This window comes from Pseudomonas meliae, assembly GCF_001400515.1.
GTDB lineage: Bacteria > Pseudomonadota > Gammaproteobacteria > Pseudomonadales > Pseudomonadaceae > Aquipseudomonas > Aquipseudomonas amygdali.
In genome coordinates this window covers 1-17,266 of the sequence record NZ_LJQT01000293.1, presented here as the reverse complement: position 1 = coordinate 17,266, position 17,266 = coordinate 1, and the positions used below count along the sequence as shown (strand labels likewise).

14 protein-coding genes are annotated in these 17,266 nt (G+C 58.1%); 9 read left to right on the top strand and 5 right to left on the bottom strand.

The window, feature by feature from the left end; genetic code table 11:
* Window positions 1-171: 171 nt before the first annotated feature.
* Window positions 172-1,023 (top strand): formyltetrahydrofolate deformylase, encoded by an 852-nt coding sequence (gene purU / locus ALO64_RS13725; protein ID WP_044344952.1) that lies wholly within the window; start codon window positions 172-174, stop codon window positions 1,021-1,023.
* 78 nt (window positions 1,024-1,101) lie between these two features.
* Window positions 1,102-1,302, top strand: a complete 201-nt coding sequence (locus ALO64_RS13720; protein WP_002554969.1) for a hypothetical protein — start codon at window positions 1,102-1,104, stop codon at window positions 1,300-1,302.
* Window positions 1,303-1,351: 49 nt separating this feature from the next.
* On the opposite strand, the gene ALO64_RS13715 is transcribed toward ALO64_RS13720, so the two are convergent.
* Complete coding sequence (locus ALO64_RS13715) at window positions 1,352-2,824, bottom strand: inorganic phosphate transporter (protein WP_002554968.1); 1,473 nt, start codon at window positions 2,822-2,824, stop codon at window positions 1,352-1,354.
* 205 nt (window positions 2,825-3,029) lie between these two features.
* Window positions 3,030-3,227, bottom strand: coding sequence for a hypothetical protein (locus tag ALO64_RS13710; RefSeq protein ID WP_002554967.1), 198 nt, complete (start codon window positions 3,225-3,227; stop codon window positions 3,030-3,032).
* An 835-nt stretch (window positions 3,228-4,062) separates the two neighbouring features.
* On the opposite strand from ALO64_RS13710, the gene pcaR reads away from it, so the two are divergent.
* The 5 genes from pcaR to ALO64_RS13685 all read left to right on the top strand — a co-directional run bounded on the left by pcaR (window position 4,063) and on the right by ALO64_RS13685 (window position 9,455).
* Window positions 4,063-4,905, top strand: coding sequence for a pca regulon transcriptional regulator PcaR (gene pcaR / locus ALO64_RS13705; RefSeq protein ID WP_003363842.1), 843 nt, complete (start codon window positions 4,063-4,065; stop codon window positions 4,903-4,905).
* Between the two features lie 200 nt (window positions 4,906-5,105).
* Window positions 5,106-5,963, top strand: a complete 858-nt coding sequence (locus ALO64_RS13700) for a CoA transferase subunit A (RefSeq protein ID WP_044344958.1) — start codon at window positions 5,106-5,108, stop codon at window positions 5,961-5,963.
* On the top strand, window positions 5,960-6,742 hold the full coding sequence (locus tag ALO64_RS13695) for a CoA-transferase subunit beta (protein WP_174517443.1): 783 nt from the start codon (window positions 5,960-5,962) through the stop codon (window positions 6,740-6,742). Before ALO64_RS13700 ends, ALO64_RS13695 begins: the two co-directional genes overlap by 4 nt.
* The gene (pcaF, locus tag ALO64_RS13690) at window positions 6,739-7,941 is read left to right on the top strand and encodes a 3-oxoadipyl-CoA thiolase (RefSeq protein ID WP_174517442.1); all 1,203 of its coding nucleotides are present in this window, start codon (window positions 6,739-6,741) and stop codon (window positions 7,939-7,941) included. The genes ALO64_RS13695 and pcaF overlap by 4 nt, the downstream gene beginning before the upstream one ends.
* Window positions 7,942-8,153: 212 nt before the next feature.
* The gene (locus ALO64_RS13685) at window positions 8,154-9,455 is read left to right on the top strand and encodes an MFS family transporter (RefSeq protein WP_002554962.1); all 1,302 of its coding nucleotides are present in this window, start codon (window positions 8,154-8,156) and stop codon (window positions 9,453-9,455) included.
* Window positions 9,456-9,521: 66 nt separating this feature from the next.
* On the opposite strand, the gene ALO64_RS13680 is transcribed toward ALO64_RS13685, so the two are convergent.
* From ALO64_RS13680 to ALO64_RS13670, 3 genes are read right to left on the bottom strand one after another with little or no spacing between them, the layout of a single operon-like run.
* Complete coding sequence (locus ALO64_RS13680; RefSeq protein WP_044344955.1) at window positions 9,522-10,982, bottom strand: AdeC/AdeK/OprM family multidrug efflux complex outer membrane factor; 1,461 nt, start codon at window positions 10,980-10,982, stop codon at window positions 9,522-9,524.
* Window positions 10,979-14,113, bottom strand: coding sequence for an efflux RND transporter permease subunit (locus ALO64_RS13675; RefSeq protein WP_044344956.1), 3,135 nt, complete (start codon window positions 14,111-14,113; stop codon window positions 10,979-10,981). Before ALO64_RS13675 ends, ALO64_RS13680 begins: the two co-directional genes overlap by 4 nt.
* 3 nt (window positions 14,114-14,116) lie before the next feature.
* Complete coding sequence (locus ALO64_RS13670; protein ID WP_002554959.1) at window positions 14,117-15,277, bottom strand: efflux RND transporter periplasmic adaptor subunit; 1,161 nt, start codon at window positions 15,275-15,277, stop codon at window positions 14,117-14,119.
* Between the two features lie 255 nt (window positions 15,278-15,532).
* Between ALO64_RS13670 and pmeR the strand changes: the two genes are divergently transcribed.
* Both pmeR and ALO64_RS13660 read left to right on the top strand, forming a co-directional pair.
* Window positions 15,533-16,177: an auxin-lysine conjugate-binding transcriptional regulator PmeR gene (gene pmeR / locus ALO64_RS13665; RefSeq protein WP_044344957.1), complete on the top strand. Its 645-nt coding sequence runs from the start codon at window positions 15,533-15,535 to the stop codon at window positions 16,175-16,177.
* Window positions 16,178-16,657: 480 nt separating this feature from the next.
* The coding region (locus ALO64_RS13660) for a type VI immunity family protein (protein ID WP_157058658.1) at window positions 16,658-17,266 on the top strand (609 nt) is incomplete at its 3' end.

The window sequence follows — 17,266 nt, the reverse complement described above, 5'->3', positions numbered from 1 at the left end:
TGATCGGAGAATCCTTAGGCGTCGCGGGTGGTAAAAGTCGATACTGGCACGGTGCAATCTTTTGCCTGGGCGGTGTCCTTTTCTGCCTGCACATTCAGGCAGCAAAGATACTGCAGTTTTGCTGCGCAGCCGCTAGAATAGCGGCTTTGCGAAGTTCTGGAGTTTCCCCCAATGCGCACTTTTCGTCTGGTGATTGCTTGCCCGGACCGTGTAGGCATCGTTGCCAAAGTCAGTAACTTTCTGGCGTCCCATAACGGCTGGATCACCGAAGCGAGTCATCATTCGGACAATCTCAGCGGCTGGTTTTTCATGCGTCACGAAATACGTGCCGACACCCTGCCTTTTGACCTGGACGGGTTCCGTGAAGCGTTCACGCCGATCGCGGAAGAGTTTTCGATGGACTGGCGCATCACCGACTCGGCGCAGAAGAAGCGCGTCGTGCTCATGGCAAGCCGCGAATCGCACTGTCTGGCCGATCTGCTGCACCGTTGGCACAGCGACGAACTCGACTGTGACATAGCCTGTGTGATTTCAAACCATCAGGACCTGCGCAGCATGGTCGAGTGGCATGACATTCCTTATTACCATGTCCCGGTGGACCCGAAAGACAAGGAGCCTGCATTTGCCGAAGTCTCGCGTCTGGTCGGGCATCATCAGGCGGACGTTGTGGTCCTTGCGCGTTACATGCAAATTCTGCCGCCACAGCTGTGCCGTGAATATGCCCATCAGGTGATCAACATTCACCACAGCTTCCTGCCATCCTTCGTCGGCGCCAAGCCTTATCATCAGGCGTCGTTGCGTGGCGTCAAGCTGATTGGCGCGACCTGTCACTATGTGACCGAAGAGCTCGATGCCGGCCCGATCATCGAGCAGGATGTGGTGCGCGTCAGCCATCGCGACAGCATCGAAAACATGGTGCGCTTCGGTCGCGACGTGGAAAAGATGGTATTGGCCCGCGGCCTGCGCGCTCATCTGGAAGACCGTGTTCTGGTACACGACAACAAGACAGTCGTCTGCGACTGATCTATCTTTTCGGGAGTGCGCCTGTCGCGCTCCCGACCTGGCTCGTCGGCAATGGTGCAACGCTCAGGGTGACAGCCAATGACCGATCCTTTCGAAAAAGCCACATCCACCGCTCCCGCCACGCTTGGCGAGGGCTGTCTCAGCCGCTATGACCCCGCCGCCCTGACTCCGGAAAACGGTGCCGATTTCGACGGTGCAGCAGCGCTATGGCGTGAGTTGCAGCAATCGGAAATGCCCGCTGAAAGGCTTGTCGAGAAAGGTGTGGAGGGAGAGGGGTGAATCAAGCCCTTCAGGCAGTGCAAGGCTGCACCACCTGAAGGGCTCTGAGTCAGGACAGTGCCTTGGAGGCCAGCCAGAACAGCGCTGCGGACAAGGCGACCGTTGCAGGCAGGGTCAGCACCCAGGCCAGCAGGATGGTGCGAACCGTTCCGCCTTGCAGGCCGCTCTTGTTGGCTACCATGGTCCCGGCAACGCCTGATGACAGGATGTGGGTGGTGGAAACCGGCAGACTGAACACGTTAGCCAGACCGATTGCGCAGGCGGTGGTGATTTGCGCCGACATGCCCTGTGCGTAAGTCATGCCTTGCTTGCCGATCTTCTCGCCGATCGTCAGTACCACGCGTTTCCAGCCAACCATGGTGCCGATGCCCAGTGCCAGTGCGACCGCCAGAATTACCCAGAACGGTGCGTATTCTGTGGTGGTGGTCAGGTCCTTGCGAAGTTTCTCCAGATCGGATTTTTCACGCGCTGACAGGTCTGGAAGTTTGCCGACCTTGCGGGCCGTGTCGTCCAGGCACAAGAGATAGCGGCGCACTTCGATGCGGCTTTCAGGAGCCAGCGAGTGGTAGTCGGAGACGCCTTTGAGGCGGTCGAGCAGCGCGTCGATGGTGGGTTCGGTCTGCTTTGGATTACAGGCAGAGCTGGACGGCAGGTCGCCTTTTTCAGCTTTGCCCATGGCCAGATATTCGCCCAGCGTGCTGCTGTTGCGTTGATAGAACTGGCTCAGATGCTGGGTAGCATCGCGGGTGCGTTCGATCTGGTAGGTCGTGCTGGTCAGGTCCAATACAAACTGGCTGGGCACGATGCCGATCAACACCAGCATGATCAGGCCGATGCCTTTCTGGCCGTCGTTCGAACCATGTACGAAGCTGACCGCCATTGCGGAAATGACCAGCACCAGGCGGTTCCAGAATGGCGGGTGCTTTTTGTCGTCCAGCTTGCGACGCTGGTCCGGGGTTTTATGCATCTTCGACTGCGGGCGCCACCATTTCAGCGCAACCAGCACCAGGCCTGCAACGATGAAGCCGGCCAGCGGCGAGAACACCAGCGAAGCGCCAATGTCGATCGCTTTCTGCCAGTTGACGCCGTCGGCCAACGGGATGCCGTTGATCAGTGCATTGGCCAGACCGACACCGAGTATCGAACCGATCAAGGTGTGCGAGCTGGAGGCCGGGATGCCGAAGTACCAGGTACCGAGGTTCCAGGTAATGGCCGCCGCCAGCAGCGAGAACACCATGGCCAGGCCATGTCCGGTGTTGACGTTGATGAGCAGTTCGACCGGCAGCAGATGGACGATTGCGTAGGCAACACCCACACCGCCCAGCAGCACGCCGAGGAAGTTGAATACACCAGAGAAGAACACGGCCAGATGAGGCGGCATGGCTTTGGTGTAAATGACTGTCGCCACCGCGTTGGCGGTGTCATGAAAGCCGTTGATGAACTCGAAGGTGAGGACAAAAGCCAGGGCGAGCAAAAGGCTCACAAGCACCCAGGCATCAAGCCCGCTGAATAAATCGATCATGTAGGTTTTCTGACCGGGTCTGAAGGGGGCGCGATTATGACAGAAAAAATACCGAACGACTTGTCGTCACTGCGAGGTGTCGCCTCAAACCAAAAAAAAGACGCATGAGCGCCGCCCCGTTGAATACTCAATGAGGCTGTAAGGCGGGTAATTCCAGGGGCAGGAAGGCAGAGATGAGCAGTCGGGGATCATGAGACCCGCGATGTCACGGCTCTTCTTTCAGGCCTTCTTCCATTTTTTGCAATTCTTGCTTGAACGCCTGGTCCAGCAGGCTGGCTCTTTTGCGCCAGGGCTTGCGTTCCGGTTCCGGTTGCGCGGCGTAGGTGGTGATTTCACCGCCGTAGACATCCTTGTAACGTTGTTCCTGGCGCTCAAGTTCCGCGCGCAGTTCATCTTTAGTCACTGTAATACCTGATCGAGTCGATTGAGTTCTGGTGATGACGCAAAACAATGCAAGTATGTTCACGCCATTCGGACTGTATACCAGATACAGCCAGAGACCTGCTCGGGCCATTACCCGAAGAGGTTGCGGAGCATCCTGTTATTGCCTACGGCTACGTACATCAGAGAAACAGCTGTCGTAGCGACATGTGTGTGATTTCAAGCGCAAGGCTTGCGCTGGCAGGCTTCCCTTTGATCGCGCGGCGATGGTGCACCGTGACAGCGCTTCGACGGGATAATCGAGGCAGAAATCGGGTGAACGGATCAATCGTTTGCGAGGGTGTTGCCAACCCACTGATGGATACTATCTCCAAGAAGTTCTGTTACGTCAACAACAGAGGTTGAATAAGTTCACAGGTCTGGTTTTTTTGTACGATTGTTCCGAAGTTTTAGTGAGCCATTTATATGACGGAACTTTTATAAAACAAATTTTACACACCTGGTGACAAAACCCTGACGATGGAATTCAGAGAGTTTATATGCACGATATCTGGAGTTGTGATGCGGGGGTTCGACAGGCGGGGCGTGTTCATGCGCAGCAGGCGCTGCCGCAATGAAAACGGCCTTGCTTGGTGAGCAAGGCCGCTGCCTTGGACTTCTCAGTGGGTACCTGACCAGTAATTTCCAAGAAGTCACTTCGTGGCAGAGGTAAAGGTATAAGTATATTTACGGCGGGTCAATTGCGATTATCGGCCACCTGTTCGATAATCGCACAAGCAGAGGCTGTCTTCACTGCTTCCAATAGACCTGAAACCTGCGCTCCACAGGGGCTGAAGGGAGTTACAGAGGGTGTGTCAATGAACGATGAACTGCGTAAATCTTTTGCCTCATTGGCACCGCCCATCGTGGCGTCACCCGCAAAGCGCATTCAGGCGCTGACCGGCGACCCGGATTTCATGACTTCGCTGGCGCGCGGGCTTGCCGTTATTCATGCTTTTCAGGAGCGCAAGCGGCACCTGACCATTGCACAGATCAGCCACCGGACGGAAATTCCCCGGGCGGCAGTGCGCCGCTGTCTGCATACGTTGATCAAACTGGGTTACGCGACCACCGATGGTCGTACGTACTCGCTGCTGCCCAAAGTGCTGACCCTGGGCCACGCCTATCTGTCATCGACGCCTCTGGCGACCTCTTCGCAGCCGTATCTGGACCGTATGAGCGATCAGTTGCACGAGGCATGCAACATGGCCACGCTGGAAGGTGACGACATCCTTTATATAGCGCGCTCGGCGACCACGCAGCGATTGATCTCGGTCGACCTCTCGGTGGGCGGCCGCCTTCCGGCATATTGCACGTCCATGGGCCGAATTCTGCTGGCCGCGCTGGATGATGTGTCGTTGCATGAATACCTTGATCATGTCGATCTGCAGCCCAAGACCAGCCGTACCATTCGCACGCCGGAAGCGCTGCTCGAGTGTCTGCAACTGGTTCGTCAACAAGGCTGGTGTATTGTCGATCAGGAACTGGAACAGGGGCTGCGCTCGATTGCCGTGCCGGTCTATGATGCTTCGGGTCAGGTGCTGGCTGCGCTGAATGTCAGTACCAGCGCCGGGCGCGTGGCACGCAGCGAGCTGGAACAGCGCTTTCTGCCGATCATGCTCGACGCCAGTCGCGACCTGAGTACGCAGCTGTTTACCTGACCTTGTTTGCTTGGGTATGGTTAAACGGGCTTGGTTATCCAAGCTCGTGAGCGATTGTTAGTTAGCTGAATTTGTTCGGTTACCGAACGGTTAGTCGATTATCGGATTGTCTGCCTGTCTGCTCAGGCATAACCTCATTTTCATTCCGGCGCAGGTCTTCGCGCTGTTCATTGAACGTGATGTTGGGTTCGGAGCACCTCATGGCAGACATTCTTTCTCTACGCGATGCGGTGAAGCAACTGGTCAACGATGGCGACATCGTTGCGTTGGAAGGCTTCACGCATTTGATCCCCACGGCCGCTGGTCATGAAATTATCCGTCAGGGTAAAAAAGACCTGACCCTTGTGCGCATGACGCCTGACCTGATCTACGACCAGTTGATCGGTGCCGGTTGTGCGAAGCGTCTGATTTTTTCGTGGGGCGGCAACCCCGGCGTCGGTTCTCTACACCGTCTGCGTGATGCGGTTGAAAAGCAATGGCCGCGCGCGATGGAAATCGAAGAGCACAGCCATGCCGACCTCGCCAACGCCTACGTGGCTGGTGCGTCGGGCCTGCCGTTCGCAGTGCTGCGCGCCTACGCCGGGTCCGACCTGCCCAAGGTCAACCCGCTGATCAAGACGGTAACCTGCCCGTTTACCGGTGAGGTGCTGGCGGCTGTGCCATCGGTACGCCCGGATGTGACTGTTATCCATGCGCAGAAAGCCGACCGCAAAGGCAACGTGCTGCTGTGGGGGATTCTCGGCGCGCAGAAAGAGGCCGCGCTGGCTGCGAAGCGATGCATTGTGACGGTGGAAGAAATTGTCGATGACCTGCAAGCGCCGATGAATTCCTGTGTACTGCCGACTTGGGCATTGAGCGCCGTGTGCCTGGTGCCCGGTGGTGCTCACCCCTCCTATGCGCACGGCTATTACGAGCGTGACAACCCGTTCTACCAGGCCTGGGACCCGATTGCCCGGGACCGTGAAACCTTCACCGCGTGGATTGACGAATATATCCACGGCACCGCAGATTTCAGTGAATTCCAGAGCAAGCTGTCTCGCGCTTCGGAGGCCAAATAATGACTTACTCCACCAGTGAAATGATGACCGTTGCAGCAGCCCGTCGTCTGCGTAATGGCTCGGTGTGCTTCGTTGGCATCGGTCTGCCCTCCAAGGCTGCGAACCTGGCGCGTCTGGCATCAGCACCTGACGTGGTGCTGATCTACGAGTCCGGCCCGATTGGTGCCAAACCTACCGTGTTGCCGCTGTCGATTGGCGATGGCGAGTTGGCGGAAACCGCCGACACGGTGGTATCCACCAGCGAAATCTTTCGTTACTGGCTGCAGGGCGGGCGCGTCGACGTCGGCTTTCTCGGCGCAGCGCAGGTGGACCGTTTCGGCAACATCAACACCACCGTTGTCGGTGATTATCATCATCCCAAAGTGCGCTTGCCGGGTGCCGGTGGCGCGCCGGAAATCGCCGGTTCGGCCAAGTCAGTGCTGATCATTCTCAAGCAGTCGGGGCGTTCGTTCGTCAACAAGCTGGACTTCATTACCTCGGTCGGCCACGGCGAGGGCGGCGATTCGCGCAAGCGCCTGGGGCTGCCCGGTGCCGGCCCGGTGGGGATCATTACCGACCTGTGCATCATGGAGCCGGAAGCTGACACCAACGAGTTCGTTGTGACCACGCTGCACCCTGGCGTGACCCGCGAGCAGGTGATTGCTGCCACGGGCTGGGAGATCCGCTTTGCCGACACGGTGGTCGTTTCCGAAGAGCCTACCGAGGTCGAGCTGACGGCGCTGCGTGATCTGGAAGCCCGGACTGCCGCCGCTCATGGTCAGGTTGCAGGAGAAGCGTGATGCGTGAAGTATTTATTTGCGATGCGATTCGCACACCCATCGGTCGCTTTGGCGGGGGGCTGTCTTCGGTGCGTGCCGACGACCTGGCCGCTGTGCCGATCAAGGCACTGATGGAGCGCAACCCATCAGTCAACTGGGAAGAGATCGACGAAGTGTTCTTCGGCTGTGCCAACCAGGCCGGTGAGGACAACCGCAACGTTGCGCGCATGGCTGCGCTGTTGGCGGGGCTGCCGGAGAGCGTGCCGGGGGTGACTCTCAATCGCCTGTGTGCTTCCGGGATGGACGCCATCGGCACCGCGTTCCGTGCCATCGCTTCCGGCGAGATCGAGCTGGCGATTGCCGGTGGCGTCGAATCGATGTCCCGTGCACCGTTCGTGATGGGCAAGGCTGATGCAGCGTTCTCGCGCAACATGAAGTTGGAAGACACCACCATTGGCTGGCGCTTCATCAATCCGGCGATGAAAGCACAGTACGGCGTGGACTCAATGCCCGAGACAGGCGACAACGTTGCAACCGACTTCAGGATTTCTCGAGCCGATCAGGACGCTTTCGCCCTGCGCAGCCAGCAGCGCACTGCCGTTGCCCAGGCTGCGGGCTTTTTCGAGGAAGAGATTGTGCCGGTACGGGTTGCGCACAAAAAAGGCGAAACCATCGTTGACAGGGATGAGCATCCGCGCAGTGATACCAGCCTGGAAACCCTGAGCAAACTCAAGCCGGTCAACGGCGCGGACAAAACTGTCACCGCAGGTAATGCCTCCGGGGTCAACGACGGGGCTGCTGCATTGATTCTGGCTTCGGCCGACGCTGTTAAAAAGCACGGCCTGACGCCACGCGCCCGTGTGTTGGGCATGGCCAGCGCGGCGGTTGCGCCTCGGGTGATGGGCATCGGCCCGGTGCCTGCGGTACGCAAGCTGGTCGAGCGGCTGGGTCTGGCGGTTACTGATTTCGACGTCATCGAGCTCAACGAAGCCTTCGCCAGCCAGGGTCTGGCAGTTCTGCGCGAACTGGGCCTGGCGGACGACGCACCGCAGGTCAACCCGAACGGCGGGGCTATTGCGCTCGGCCATCCACTGGGCATGAGCGGCGCGCGGCTGGTGCTGACGGCGTTGCACCACCTGGAAAAAACCGGGGGGCGCAAAGGCCTGGCAACCATGTGCGTCGGCGTAGGGCAGGGCCTTGCGCTGGCCATCGAGCGGTAAGCGCTCCCGTTTCAACCTGTTGTCCAGCAACCCGGATCGTTTGTCTGCCTCCACGAAAAGGCGGGCCGATGATCCGGGTTGTTGTTCGTCCGGGCACTGGATGTTCAACCCTGCCGATTTTTCCTGGTGGCTGAATTGCTCTGACTTATTGTGCTCGATTAAAGACGGTGTTACAGATTGTTTCTTATGGACAGTTCTGCTTGGGGAAAATAATGACTACAACATCAAAAGCACCGCATTACACCGGCGAGGAGCGAAGCAAAAGAATTTTCGCCATTGTCGGTGCTTCATCCGGCAACCTGGTCGAATGGTTCGACTTTTATATCTACGCCTTCTGCGCGATCTATTTCGCACCTGCCTTTTTTCCTTCCGATGATCCGACGGTACAGTTGCTCAACACCGCAGGCGTGTTTGCTGCTGGTTTTCTGATGCGCCCGATTGGCGGCTGGTTGTTTGGCCGTGTGGCGGACAAGCATGGCCGCAAGAACTCCATGCTGATATCGGTCACCATGATGTGCGCGGGATCGCTGATCATCGCTTGCTTGCCAACCTACGCTTCGATCGGTGCCTGGGCACCGGCCTTGCTGCTCATGGCGCGCCTGCTTCAAGGCCTGTCGGTGGGCGGTGAATATGGCACCACGGCCACTTACATGAGTGAAGTGGCCTTGCGCGGGCAGCGCGGTTTTTATGCCTCGTTCCAGTACGTCACCCTGATCGGCGGTCAGTTGCTTGCCGTATTGACAGTGGTCATCCTCCAGCAGTTTCTGACCACCGAAGAGCTGCGTGACTACGGCTGGCGTATCCCGTTCGTGATCGGTGCGGCCGCCGCTGTCATTGCCTTGTTGCTGCGTCGCACACTCAATGAAACCACTACCGCCGAAAGCCGTCAGGACAAAGACGCAGGCAGTATTGCCGCACTGTTCAAGCATCACGCAGCGGCCTTCATCACCGTGCTGGGCTACACCGCCGGGGGGTCGCTGATTTTCTACACCTTCACGACCTACATGCAGAAATACCTGGTCAACACCGGAGGCATGGAAGCCAAGACCGCCAGCTACATCATGACCGGCGCGCTGTTTCTGTACATGTGCATGCAGCCGTTTTTCGGCATGCTGGCGGACCGCATCGGTCGTCGTAATTCGATGTTGTGGTTCGGCGCGCTGGGTACACTGTGCACGGTGCCGATTCTGATTACCCTGAAAACCACCACCAACCCGTTCATTGCCTTTGCGCTGATTACCCTGGCGTTGGCAATTGTCAGCTTTTACACCTCGATAAGCGGGCTGGTCAAAGCCGAGATGTTTCCGCCTCAGGTCCGCGCACTGGGTGTCGGGCTGGCTTATGCGGTTGCCAACGCAGTGTTCGGCGGTTCTGCCGAATTTGTCGCACTGAAACTCAAAAGTGCCGGGATGGAAAACAGCTTCTACTGGTACGTGACCGTAATGATGGCTGTGGCCTTTCTGTTCAGTCTGCGCCTGCCCAAAGAGCCCAAGTACCTGCATCAGGATCATTGATCGCAGGCTTGTTTCGGCCACAAAAAAACCACCTGATCAGGTGGTTTTTTTGTGTGCCGCTTTAAATCAGAACAGCTGAACCGAAGGCTTCTCTTTGGAGATGGTTTCGGTCTGCCCGGTCCTTTCGTACCAGCCGCCGCCTAGGGCCTTGTACAGATTGACCTCGCTGGTCAGCTGCGACAGACGATCGGTGATCAGCGTTTGTTGCGCGCTGAACAACGAGCGCTGGGCGTCGAGGAAGGTCAGGTTGCTGTCGATACCGATCCGGTAGCGACGCTCGGCCAGACGGTAGTAGTCCTGGTTGGCCGCGACGAAGTCACGTTGCGCCTGGAGCTGCTCGTCGTAGGTCTTGCGTGAAGCCAGGCCGTCAGACACTTCCTGGAAGGCGGTTTGAATCGCCTTCTCGTAGTTGGCGACGCTGATTTCTTTCTGGATTTTCGAGTAGTCCAGGCTGGCGCGCAGGTTGCCGGCGTTGAAGATCGGGATGTTGATGCTTGGCTGGAACAGCCATGCACCCGATCCGCCCTTGAACAGGCCGGACAGCTCGCTGCTGCTGGTTCCGGCACTGGCCGTCAGGCTGATGCTGGGGAAGAACGCTGCGCGTGCTGCGCCAATGTTGGCGTTGGCTGCCTTGAGCGTATGCTCGGCCTCCAGAATGTCCGGACGACGCTGCAGCAGGTCGGACGGCAGGCCAGCCGGCATTTCGGTCAGCATGTCCGAATCCAGCAAGTGGCTGGCCGGCAGGTTGTCAGGCAGGCTGGTGCCGAGCAGCAGAACCAGACTGTTCTGATCCTGTGCAACCAGACGCTCGTACTGAGCCAGTTTGGCACGCGCGCTTTCGACGGCGGTGCGTGACTGGCTCAGGTCCAGGGCCGAGGAAACACCGACTTCATTGCTGCGCGAGGTCAGGCGATAGCTTTCTTCGTAGGTCTTGAGGGTGTCCTGCGTCAGCTTGAGCAGTTCCTTGTCGGCCTGCCAGGTCATGTAGGCATTGGCGACGCTGGCCACCAGACTGATCTGGGTGCTGCGACGCGCTTCTTCGCTGGAGAAGTAAGTCTCCAGCGCCTGCTCGCTGAGGCTGCGCACCCGGCCAAAGAGGTCCAGCTCGTACGAGCTGACACCCAGCGTTGCCGAATAGCTGCTGGTGATGCCTGCTTGACCGGTTTGCGACTGGTCGGCTGGCACGCGTTGACGAGTACCGCTACCTGTCGCCGAAACAGCAGAGAACAGGTCCGAGCGCTGAATACGGTACTGGGCACGGTAAGCGTCAATGTTCAGGGCCGCGACCCGCAGGTCGCGGTTGTTGAGCAGTGCAGTCTGAATCAGCTGTTGCAGCGCCGGATCATTGAAGAAGTGCCGCCAGCCTTGCTCCGCGGCAGCCATTTTGGCGCCTTCGACCGGCGAGTACGCCGGCCCTTGCGGATATTGAGCGGCGACCGGTGCTTCCGGCTGCTTGTACTCGGGGATCAAAGAGCAGCCGCCGAGAATGAACGCGGTAACTGCAAGAGAGATCAATGACTTGCTCATTGGCCAGCCTCATCGTGTGAAATATGTTTCTTCTTGCTCTTGAAGAACCCTGAAACCGAGACAAAGAACAGGGGCACCCAGAAGATCGCCAGGATAACGGCGGTGATCATACCGCCAATTACACCAGTACCGATCGAATGTTGACTACCTGAACCTGCGCCCGTGGAGATTGCCAGCGGCACAACGCCGAGGATAAACGCCATGGACGTCATGATAATCGGGCGCAGACGCATGCGGCACGCCTCGATTGCCGAGTCGACCAGGCTCTTGCCCTGTTCGTGCAGCTCTTTGGCGAACTCGACGATCAGAATGGCGTTCTTCGCCGCCAGACCCACCGTCACCAGCAAGCCCACCTGGAAGAACACGTCGTTGGACAGGCCACGCAGGCTGGTTGCCATCAGTGCACCGATAACCCCCAGCGGCACCACGAGGATGACCGCGATCGGGATCGACCAGCTTTCATACAGCGCCGCCAGACACAGGAACACCACCAGCAACGACAGCGCGTAGAGGGCAGGGGCCTGCGAGCCGGACAAACGTTCCTCGTAGGACAGACCGGTCCACGAAATGCCGATACCTTGCGGCAGTTTCTTGACCAGGGCTTCTACCTCGGCCATCGCCTCGCCGCTGCTGTAACCCGGGGCAGGAGTACCGAGCACTTCCTCTGCTGCCACGCCGTTGTAGCGCGACAGTTTCGGTGAGCCGTAGGTCCATTTGCCGCTGGCGAAGGCCGAGAACGGCACCATTTCACCCGAGCTGTTGCGCACGTACCACTTCTTGAGGTCTTCAGGCGTCATACGGGCACCCGCATCGCCCTGGATGTACACCTTCTTCACACGGCCACGGTCGATGAAGTCATTGACGTAGCTGCCGCCCAACGCGATGGACAGTGTGTTGTTGATGTCCGACAGGGTAATGCCCAGCGCACTGGCGCGTTCGTCGTCGATGATCAACTGGTATTGCGGTTCGTCATTCAGCCCGTTCGGACGCACGCCTGCGAGAATCCTGCTCTGCGCTGCCATGCCGAGGAACTGGTTACGCGCCTCCATCAGTTTGTCGTGACCCACGCCGCCCTGATCCTGCAGGTAAACGTCGAAACCTGTGGCGTTACCCAGCTCGAGAACAGACGGTGGAACGACCGCGAACACCATCGCGTCGCGCAGGCTGAAGAAATAGCCCTGAGCGCGCTTGGCCAGTTCGAAGACGCTGTTGTTGGAATCACGTTCTTCCCACGGCTTGAGCATGACGAACGCAATCGCCGAGCTTTGACCGCGGCCCGCAAAGTTGAAGCCGTTTACCGAGAACACCGACTTCACTGCACCGCTTTCCTTGGTCAGCAGGTATTCACGCATGTTGTCGATGACTTCCTGCGTACGCTCGGTAGAGGAGCCTGCCGGGGTCTGGATCTGGGCAAAGATGACGCCCTGATCTTCTTCCGGAAGGAACGCTGCCGGGATACGCATGAACATCCAGACCATGCCTGCGCAGATCAGGATATAGCCCAGATACGCCGGCCATTTGTGCTTGAGCATGTTGCCGACGCCACGTTCGTAGCTCAGAACGCTGCGGTCAAAGGTGCGGTTGAACCAGCCGAAGAAACCACGTTTTGGCTGGCCGTGGGTCTTCTCGTCGATAGGCTTGAGCATGGTGGCGCACAGCGCCGGGGTGAAGATCAGGGCGACAACCACCGACAGGGCCATGGCCGAGACGATGGTGATCGAGAACTGTTTGTAGATCACCCCGGTAGAGCCGCCGAAGAACGCCATGGGCAGCAGAACCGCCGACAGCACCAGCGCAATACCGACCAGCGCACCCTGGATCTGGGTCATGGATTTGATCGTGGCGTCGCGCGGGGAGAGCTTTTCCTCCTCCATGACCCGCTCGACGTTTTCCACCACCACAATCGCATCGTCCACCAGCAAGCCGATGGCCAGCACCATACCGAACATGGTCAGGGTGTTGATGGTGAAGCCGAATGCCGCGAGGATGCCGAACGTACCCAGCAATACTACCGGTACGGTCATGGTCGTGATGACCGTGGCGCGGAAGTTCTGCAGGAACAGGTACATCACCAGGAACACCAGCACGATCGCTTCGATCAGGGTGTGCACCACACCATTGATCGATTCGCTGACCACTGGCGTGGTGTCATACGGGTACACGACTTTCATGCCTGGCGGGAAGAACGGCTCCAGCGACGAAACGGTCGCGCGAATAGCCTTGGCGGTGTCCAGTGCGTTGGCACCGGTCGCGAGTTTGATTGCCAGACCCGATGCCGGTTTACCGTCGAACTGCGAGTCGGTGCTGTAGTTCTCTGCGCCCAGGCCGACAGTCGCGACGTCCTTGAGGCGAACCTGCGAGCCGTCGGTGTTGACCTTGAGGAAGATGTTGCCGAACTGCTCGGCGGTCTGCAGACGCGTCTTGCCGATGATCGTGGCGTTCAGCTGCTGGCCGCTGATGGACGGCAGGCCACCCAACTGGCCGGACGATACCTGGACGTTCTGCGCGGTGATCGCGTTTTTCACGTCCACCGGAGTCAGCTGGAAGTTGTTCAGCTTTGCCGGGTCCAGCCAGATACGCATGGCGTACTGCGAACCGAACACCTGGAAGTCACCCACACCGGAGGTCCGGGAAATCGGGTCCTGCATGTTCGACACGATGTAGTTGGCCAGGTCTTCCTTGCCCATGCTGCCGTCTTCGGACACCAGGCCGATAACCATCAGGAAGTTCTTCACTGCCTTGGTCACGCGGATACCCTGTTGCTGCACTTCCTGTGGCAACAGCGGGGTCGCGAGGTTGAGCTTGTTCTGCACCTGAACCTGCGCCGTATCAGGGTTGGTACCCTGATTGAAGGTCGCGGTAATGGTCATGCTGCCGTCGGAGTTACTTTCCGAGCTCACATAACGCAGGTTGTCGATACCGTTGAGCTGTTGCTCGATCACCTGCACCACAGTGTCCTGTACCGTCTGAGCGGAGGCGCCCGGATAGGTGACCTGGATACCGATGGCTGGCGGTGCGATGCTCGGGTACTGGTTGATCGGCAGGCTGGAAATCGACAGCGCACCGACCAGCATGATCACGAGGGCAATAACCCAGGCAAAAATGGGTCGATCAATAAAGAATTTCGACATGGGTTACTCCCCTTTGCTGCCTGCGGCTTTATCAGTGGCCGGGGCAGGTGCCGGGTTTGCCCCTTTGACGTTGGTCGCTTCGGCGACTTTCACTTCGGCGCCTGGTTTGACGTACTGCAAGCCTTCGGTAATGACCCGATCACCTTCTTTCAGGCCGTCTTCGATCAGCCAGTCGCTGCCCACGGTGCGGTTGGCCACCAGCGTACGCATTTCAACCTTGTTGTCCTGGTTGACGATCATGGCGGTCGGCGTGCCTTTCAGGTCGCGGGTCACGCCTTGCTGCGGTGCCAGAATGGCTTTCGCGCTGACGCCAGCCTGCAATTGCGCGTGGACGAACATGCCAGGCAACAAGCGATGTTCCGGGTTCGGGAATACGGCGCGCAAGGTGACCGAGCCTGTGGTCTGGTCAACCGATACTTCGGAGAATTCCAGCTTGCCTTCCTGGCCATAGACGCTGTTGTCTTCCAGCGTCAGCTTGACCTTGGCCGCGTTGTCGCCGGCTTTCTGCAGCTTGCCGCTTTCCAGGTCATTGCGCAGCTTGAGCATGTCGGCAGACGACTGAACCACATCCACGTAGATCGGGTCGAGCTGCTGGATGGTTGCCATTGCTTCGGTCTGGGCGCTGCTGACCAGTGCGCCTTCGGTCACTGCGGAGCGGCCGATACGACCTGAAATAGGTGCCAGCACCTTGGTGTAGCGCAGGTTGATCTGGGCGGTCTGCAAGGCGGCCTGAGCTTCCTGCGTCGATGCCTGGGCAGTGTCGTATTCCTGACGGCTTACCGCTTGCTCGCTGACCAGTTGCTTGTAGCGATCAGACATCGACTTGGCAGACTGCAGGGTCGCCTTGGCGCTGTTGGCATTGGCCTCATAGACAGCCGGGTCGATCTGATAGAGCTGCTGACCGGCTTTGACGTCGCCACCTTCGGTAAACAGACGTTTGAGAATGATGCCGTTGACCTGAGGGCGTACCTCGGCGACGCGGAATGCGGTGGTCCGGCCTGGCAGCTCGGTGGTCAGGGTATAGGGCTGTGCTTTGAGGGTAACGACGCCGACCTGAGGGGTTTGCGCAGGCGGGGCCGCCTGTTCCTTCTTGCTACAGCCACTGAGCAGGGTTGCCAGGGCGACGGCAGTGACCAGAACGGTAACAGCTGGCTTGAATTGCATGAAGATCCTCGGGGCAGGAGCCTGTTGTCTCAACAGTACGTTGAAGTGTTAAAAAATATTTCGGCTAGATAAGTAGCATGCTAAGGAATATACTTACATTCGCGGCTGTTTGTAAACACCCGCTGTGCGCATTCGGCCACTATTCACAGTGCCGACAGCCAATTCGGGACAAGGCGAGACAAATGCCGCCCGGTCATATCTCCAGGCCTGCCACCAGACGCATGCCTGAGGTAAATTTTTTGAGGTTTTATTGCCATGGTTCGTCGCACCAAAGAGGAAGCTCAGATCACTCGCAGCCAGATTCTGGAGGCTGCCGAGCAGGCTTTTTATGAGCGAGGCGTCGCCCGCACCACGCTGGCTGACATCGCAACCCTTGCTGGTGTGACGCGAGGAGCCATTTACTGGCACTTCAACAATAAGGCCGATCTGGTCCAGGCAATGCTCGACAGTCTTCAGGAACCACTCGATGAAATGGCGCAGGCCAGTCAGAGCGAAGAGGAAGAAGACCCACTGGGCTGTATGAGAAATCTTTTGATTCATTTGTTTCATGAGCTCGCACTGGACCCGAAAACCCGTCGCATCAATGAAATCCTGTTTCACAAATGCGAGTTTACTGACGAGATGTGTGATTTTCGTCGTCAGCGCCAGGACAACGCCATACAGTGCCACGACCGGATCACCCTGGGGCTGAACAATGCCGTACGTCAGGGGCAACTTCCAAAAGATCTCGACACGGCCCGTGCCGCAGTCGCCCTGTTTTCTTACGTAAACGGCATCATTTATCAATGGCTGCTGGTTCCAGACAGCTTTTCATTGCCGGCAGAGGCCGAGCAACTGGTTGATGTGTGTCTGGACATGCTGCGCTTCAGCCCTACGCTAAGAATCAGCAAGGCTTACTGACGGAGATGACAGGTCGTAGCGCCTGCCGGTTCGGTCGGGCCGTTGTCTTTCCCACAAAGCCTAACTCCAATTCTTGCTTTTTATACAGTGTGTTTACTGACTTTTTACCCGTCCTCATCGATTGCCCCCGCCGGTTGCCGCCGATCAGACCTTGATCCGACAAAATATTGTAGGAGGCAGGTAGGACATTTCCTGATACATGTAGCTGATTTCCCAAAGTAATTTCCGAGTATTGCCCCGCGGGAAAACTCCCTTCACTCTTCGCTTCCGGAAAGATCAGAAGAGAGGAAGGTTGCATGTTTTTGCCGAATCTTGCGCCTATGTGCCTTGAAGTCATCGCCAGATCCGCTGAAGTGTACGAGCGTGGACAGGGCCGTGACTTGCATGAGCGCAGGTCTGTGTCGGGCGTGATCGAAACATGCAAAGGGCATGCAGGCGTTAGCGTAAATCCGCGTCTCTCGATCAAAGGGAGGGCGGAGCATGTCGGACACTACAACTGATGCTGTGAGGCTACTGGCCGGAGTCGCGCAGCAATCCGAACGGGTCGCCATGGATTCTGAATTGGGGACGCCCGTCATTCGACTTGGGTTGATCACCACGCTGTATTTCCGCAATGGCCACACGCTGGAGATGAAGCGTCGGGTCGAAGCCTGCTTTTCGCGCTTCTATGACGCGTTCAAGCCGAAACTCAAATGGCAGCTGTTCAAGCGTATGCGTCGCTTGAGCGCATCGGGTTTTGCATCGACCCGGCGTCAGGTTGTCGAAAGCCTCCCGGACGAGCAGTTCATCTGGTCTATCGCCAGTGCGACCCAGGCCGAGGTCGCCATGTACAGCCTGTTTGTCATGAACACCCCGCAGGGGCAGGCCGATAACGATCGCTCTTGTCTGAAAATGGTATTGCCCTGGTCCTGCCTGACCGAGCCCGACGGTTTGAAGAACTACGAGGCCTGGATCCGCTATCTAAGCAGCGAAGTGCAGGCCGAGCATGGCTTTGGCGGGCTCGCCTGTGTACTGCCTTGCGATGGTCATCAGTATTTACCCTGGGAGTATCGACTGGCTCAGGACTACATAGGGAAGCTCCGAGCAAGG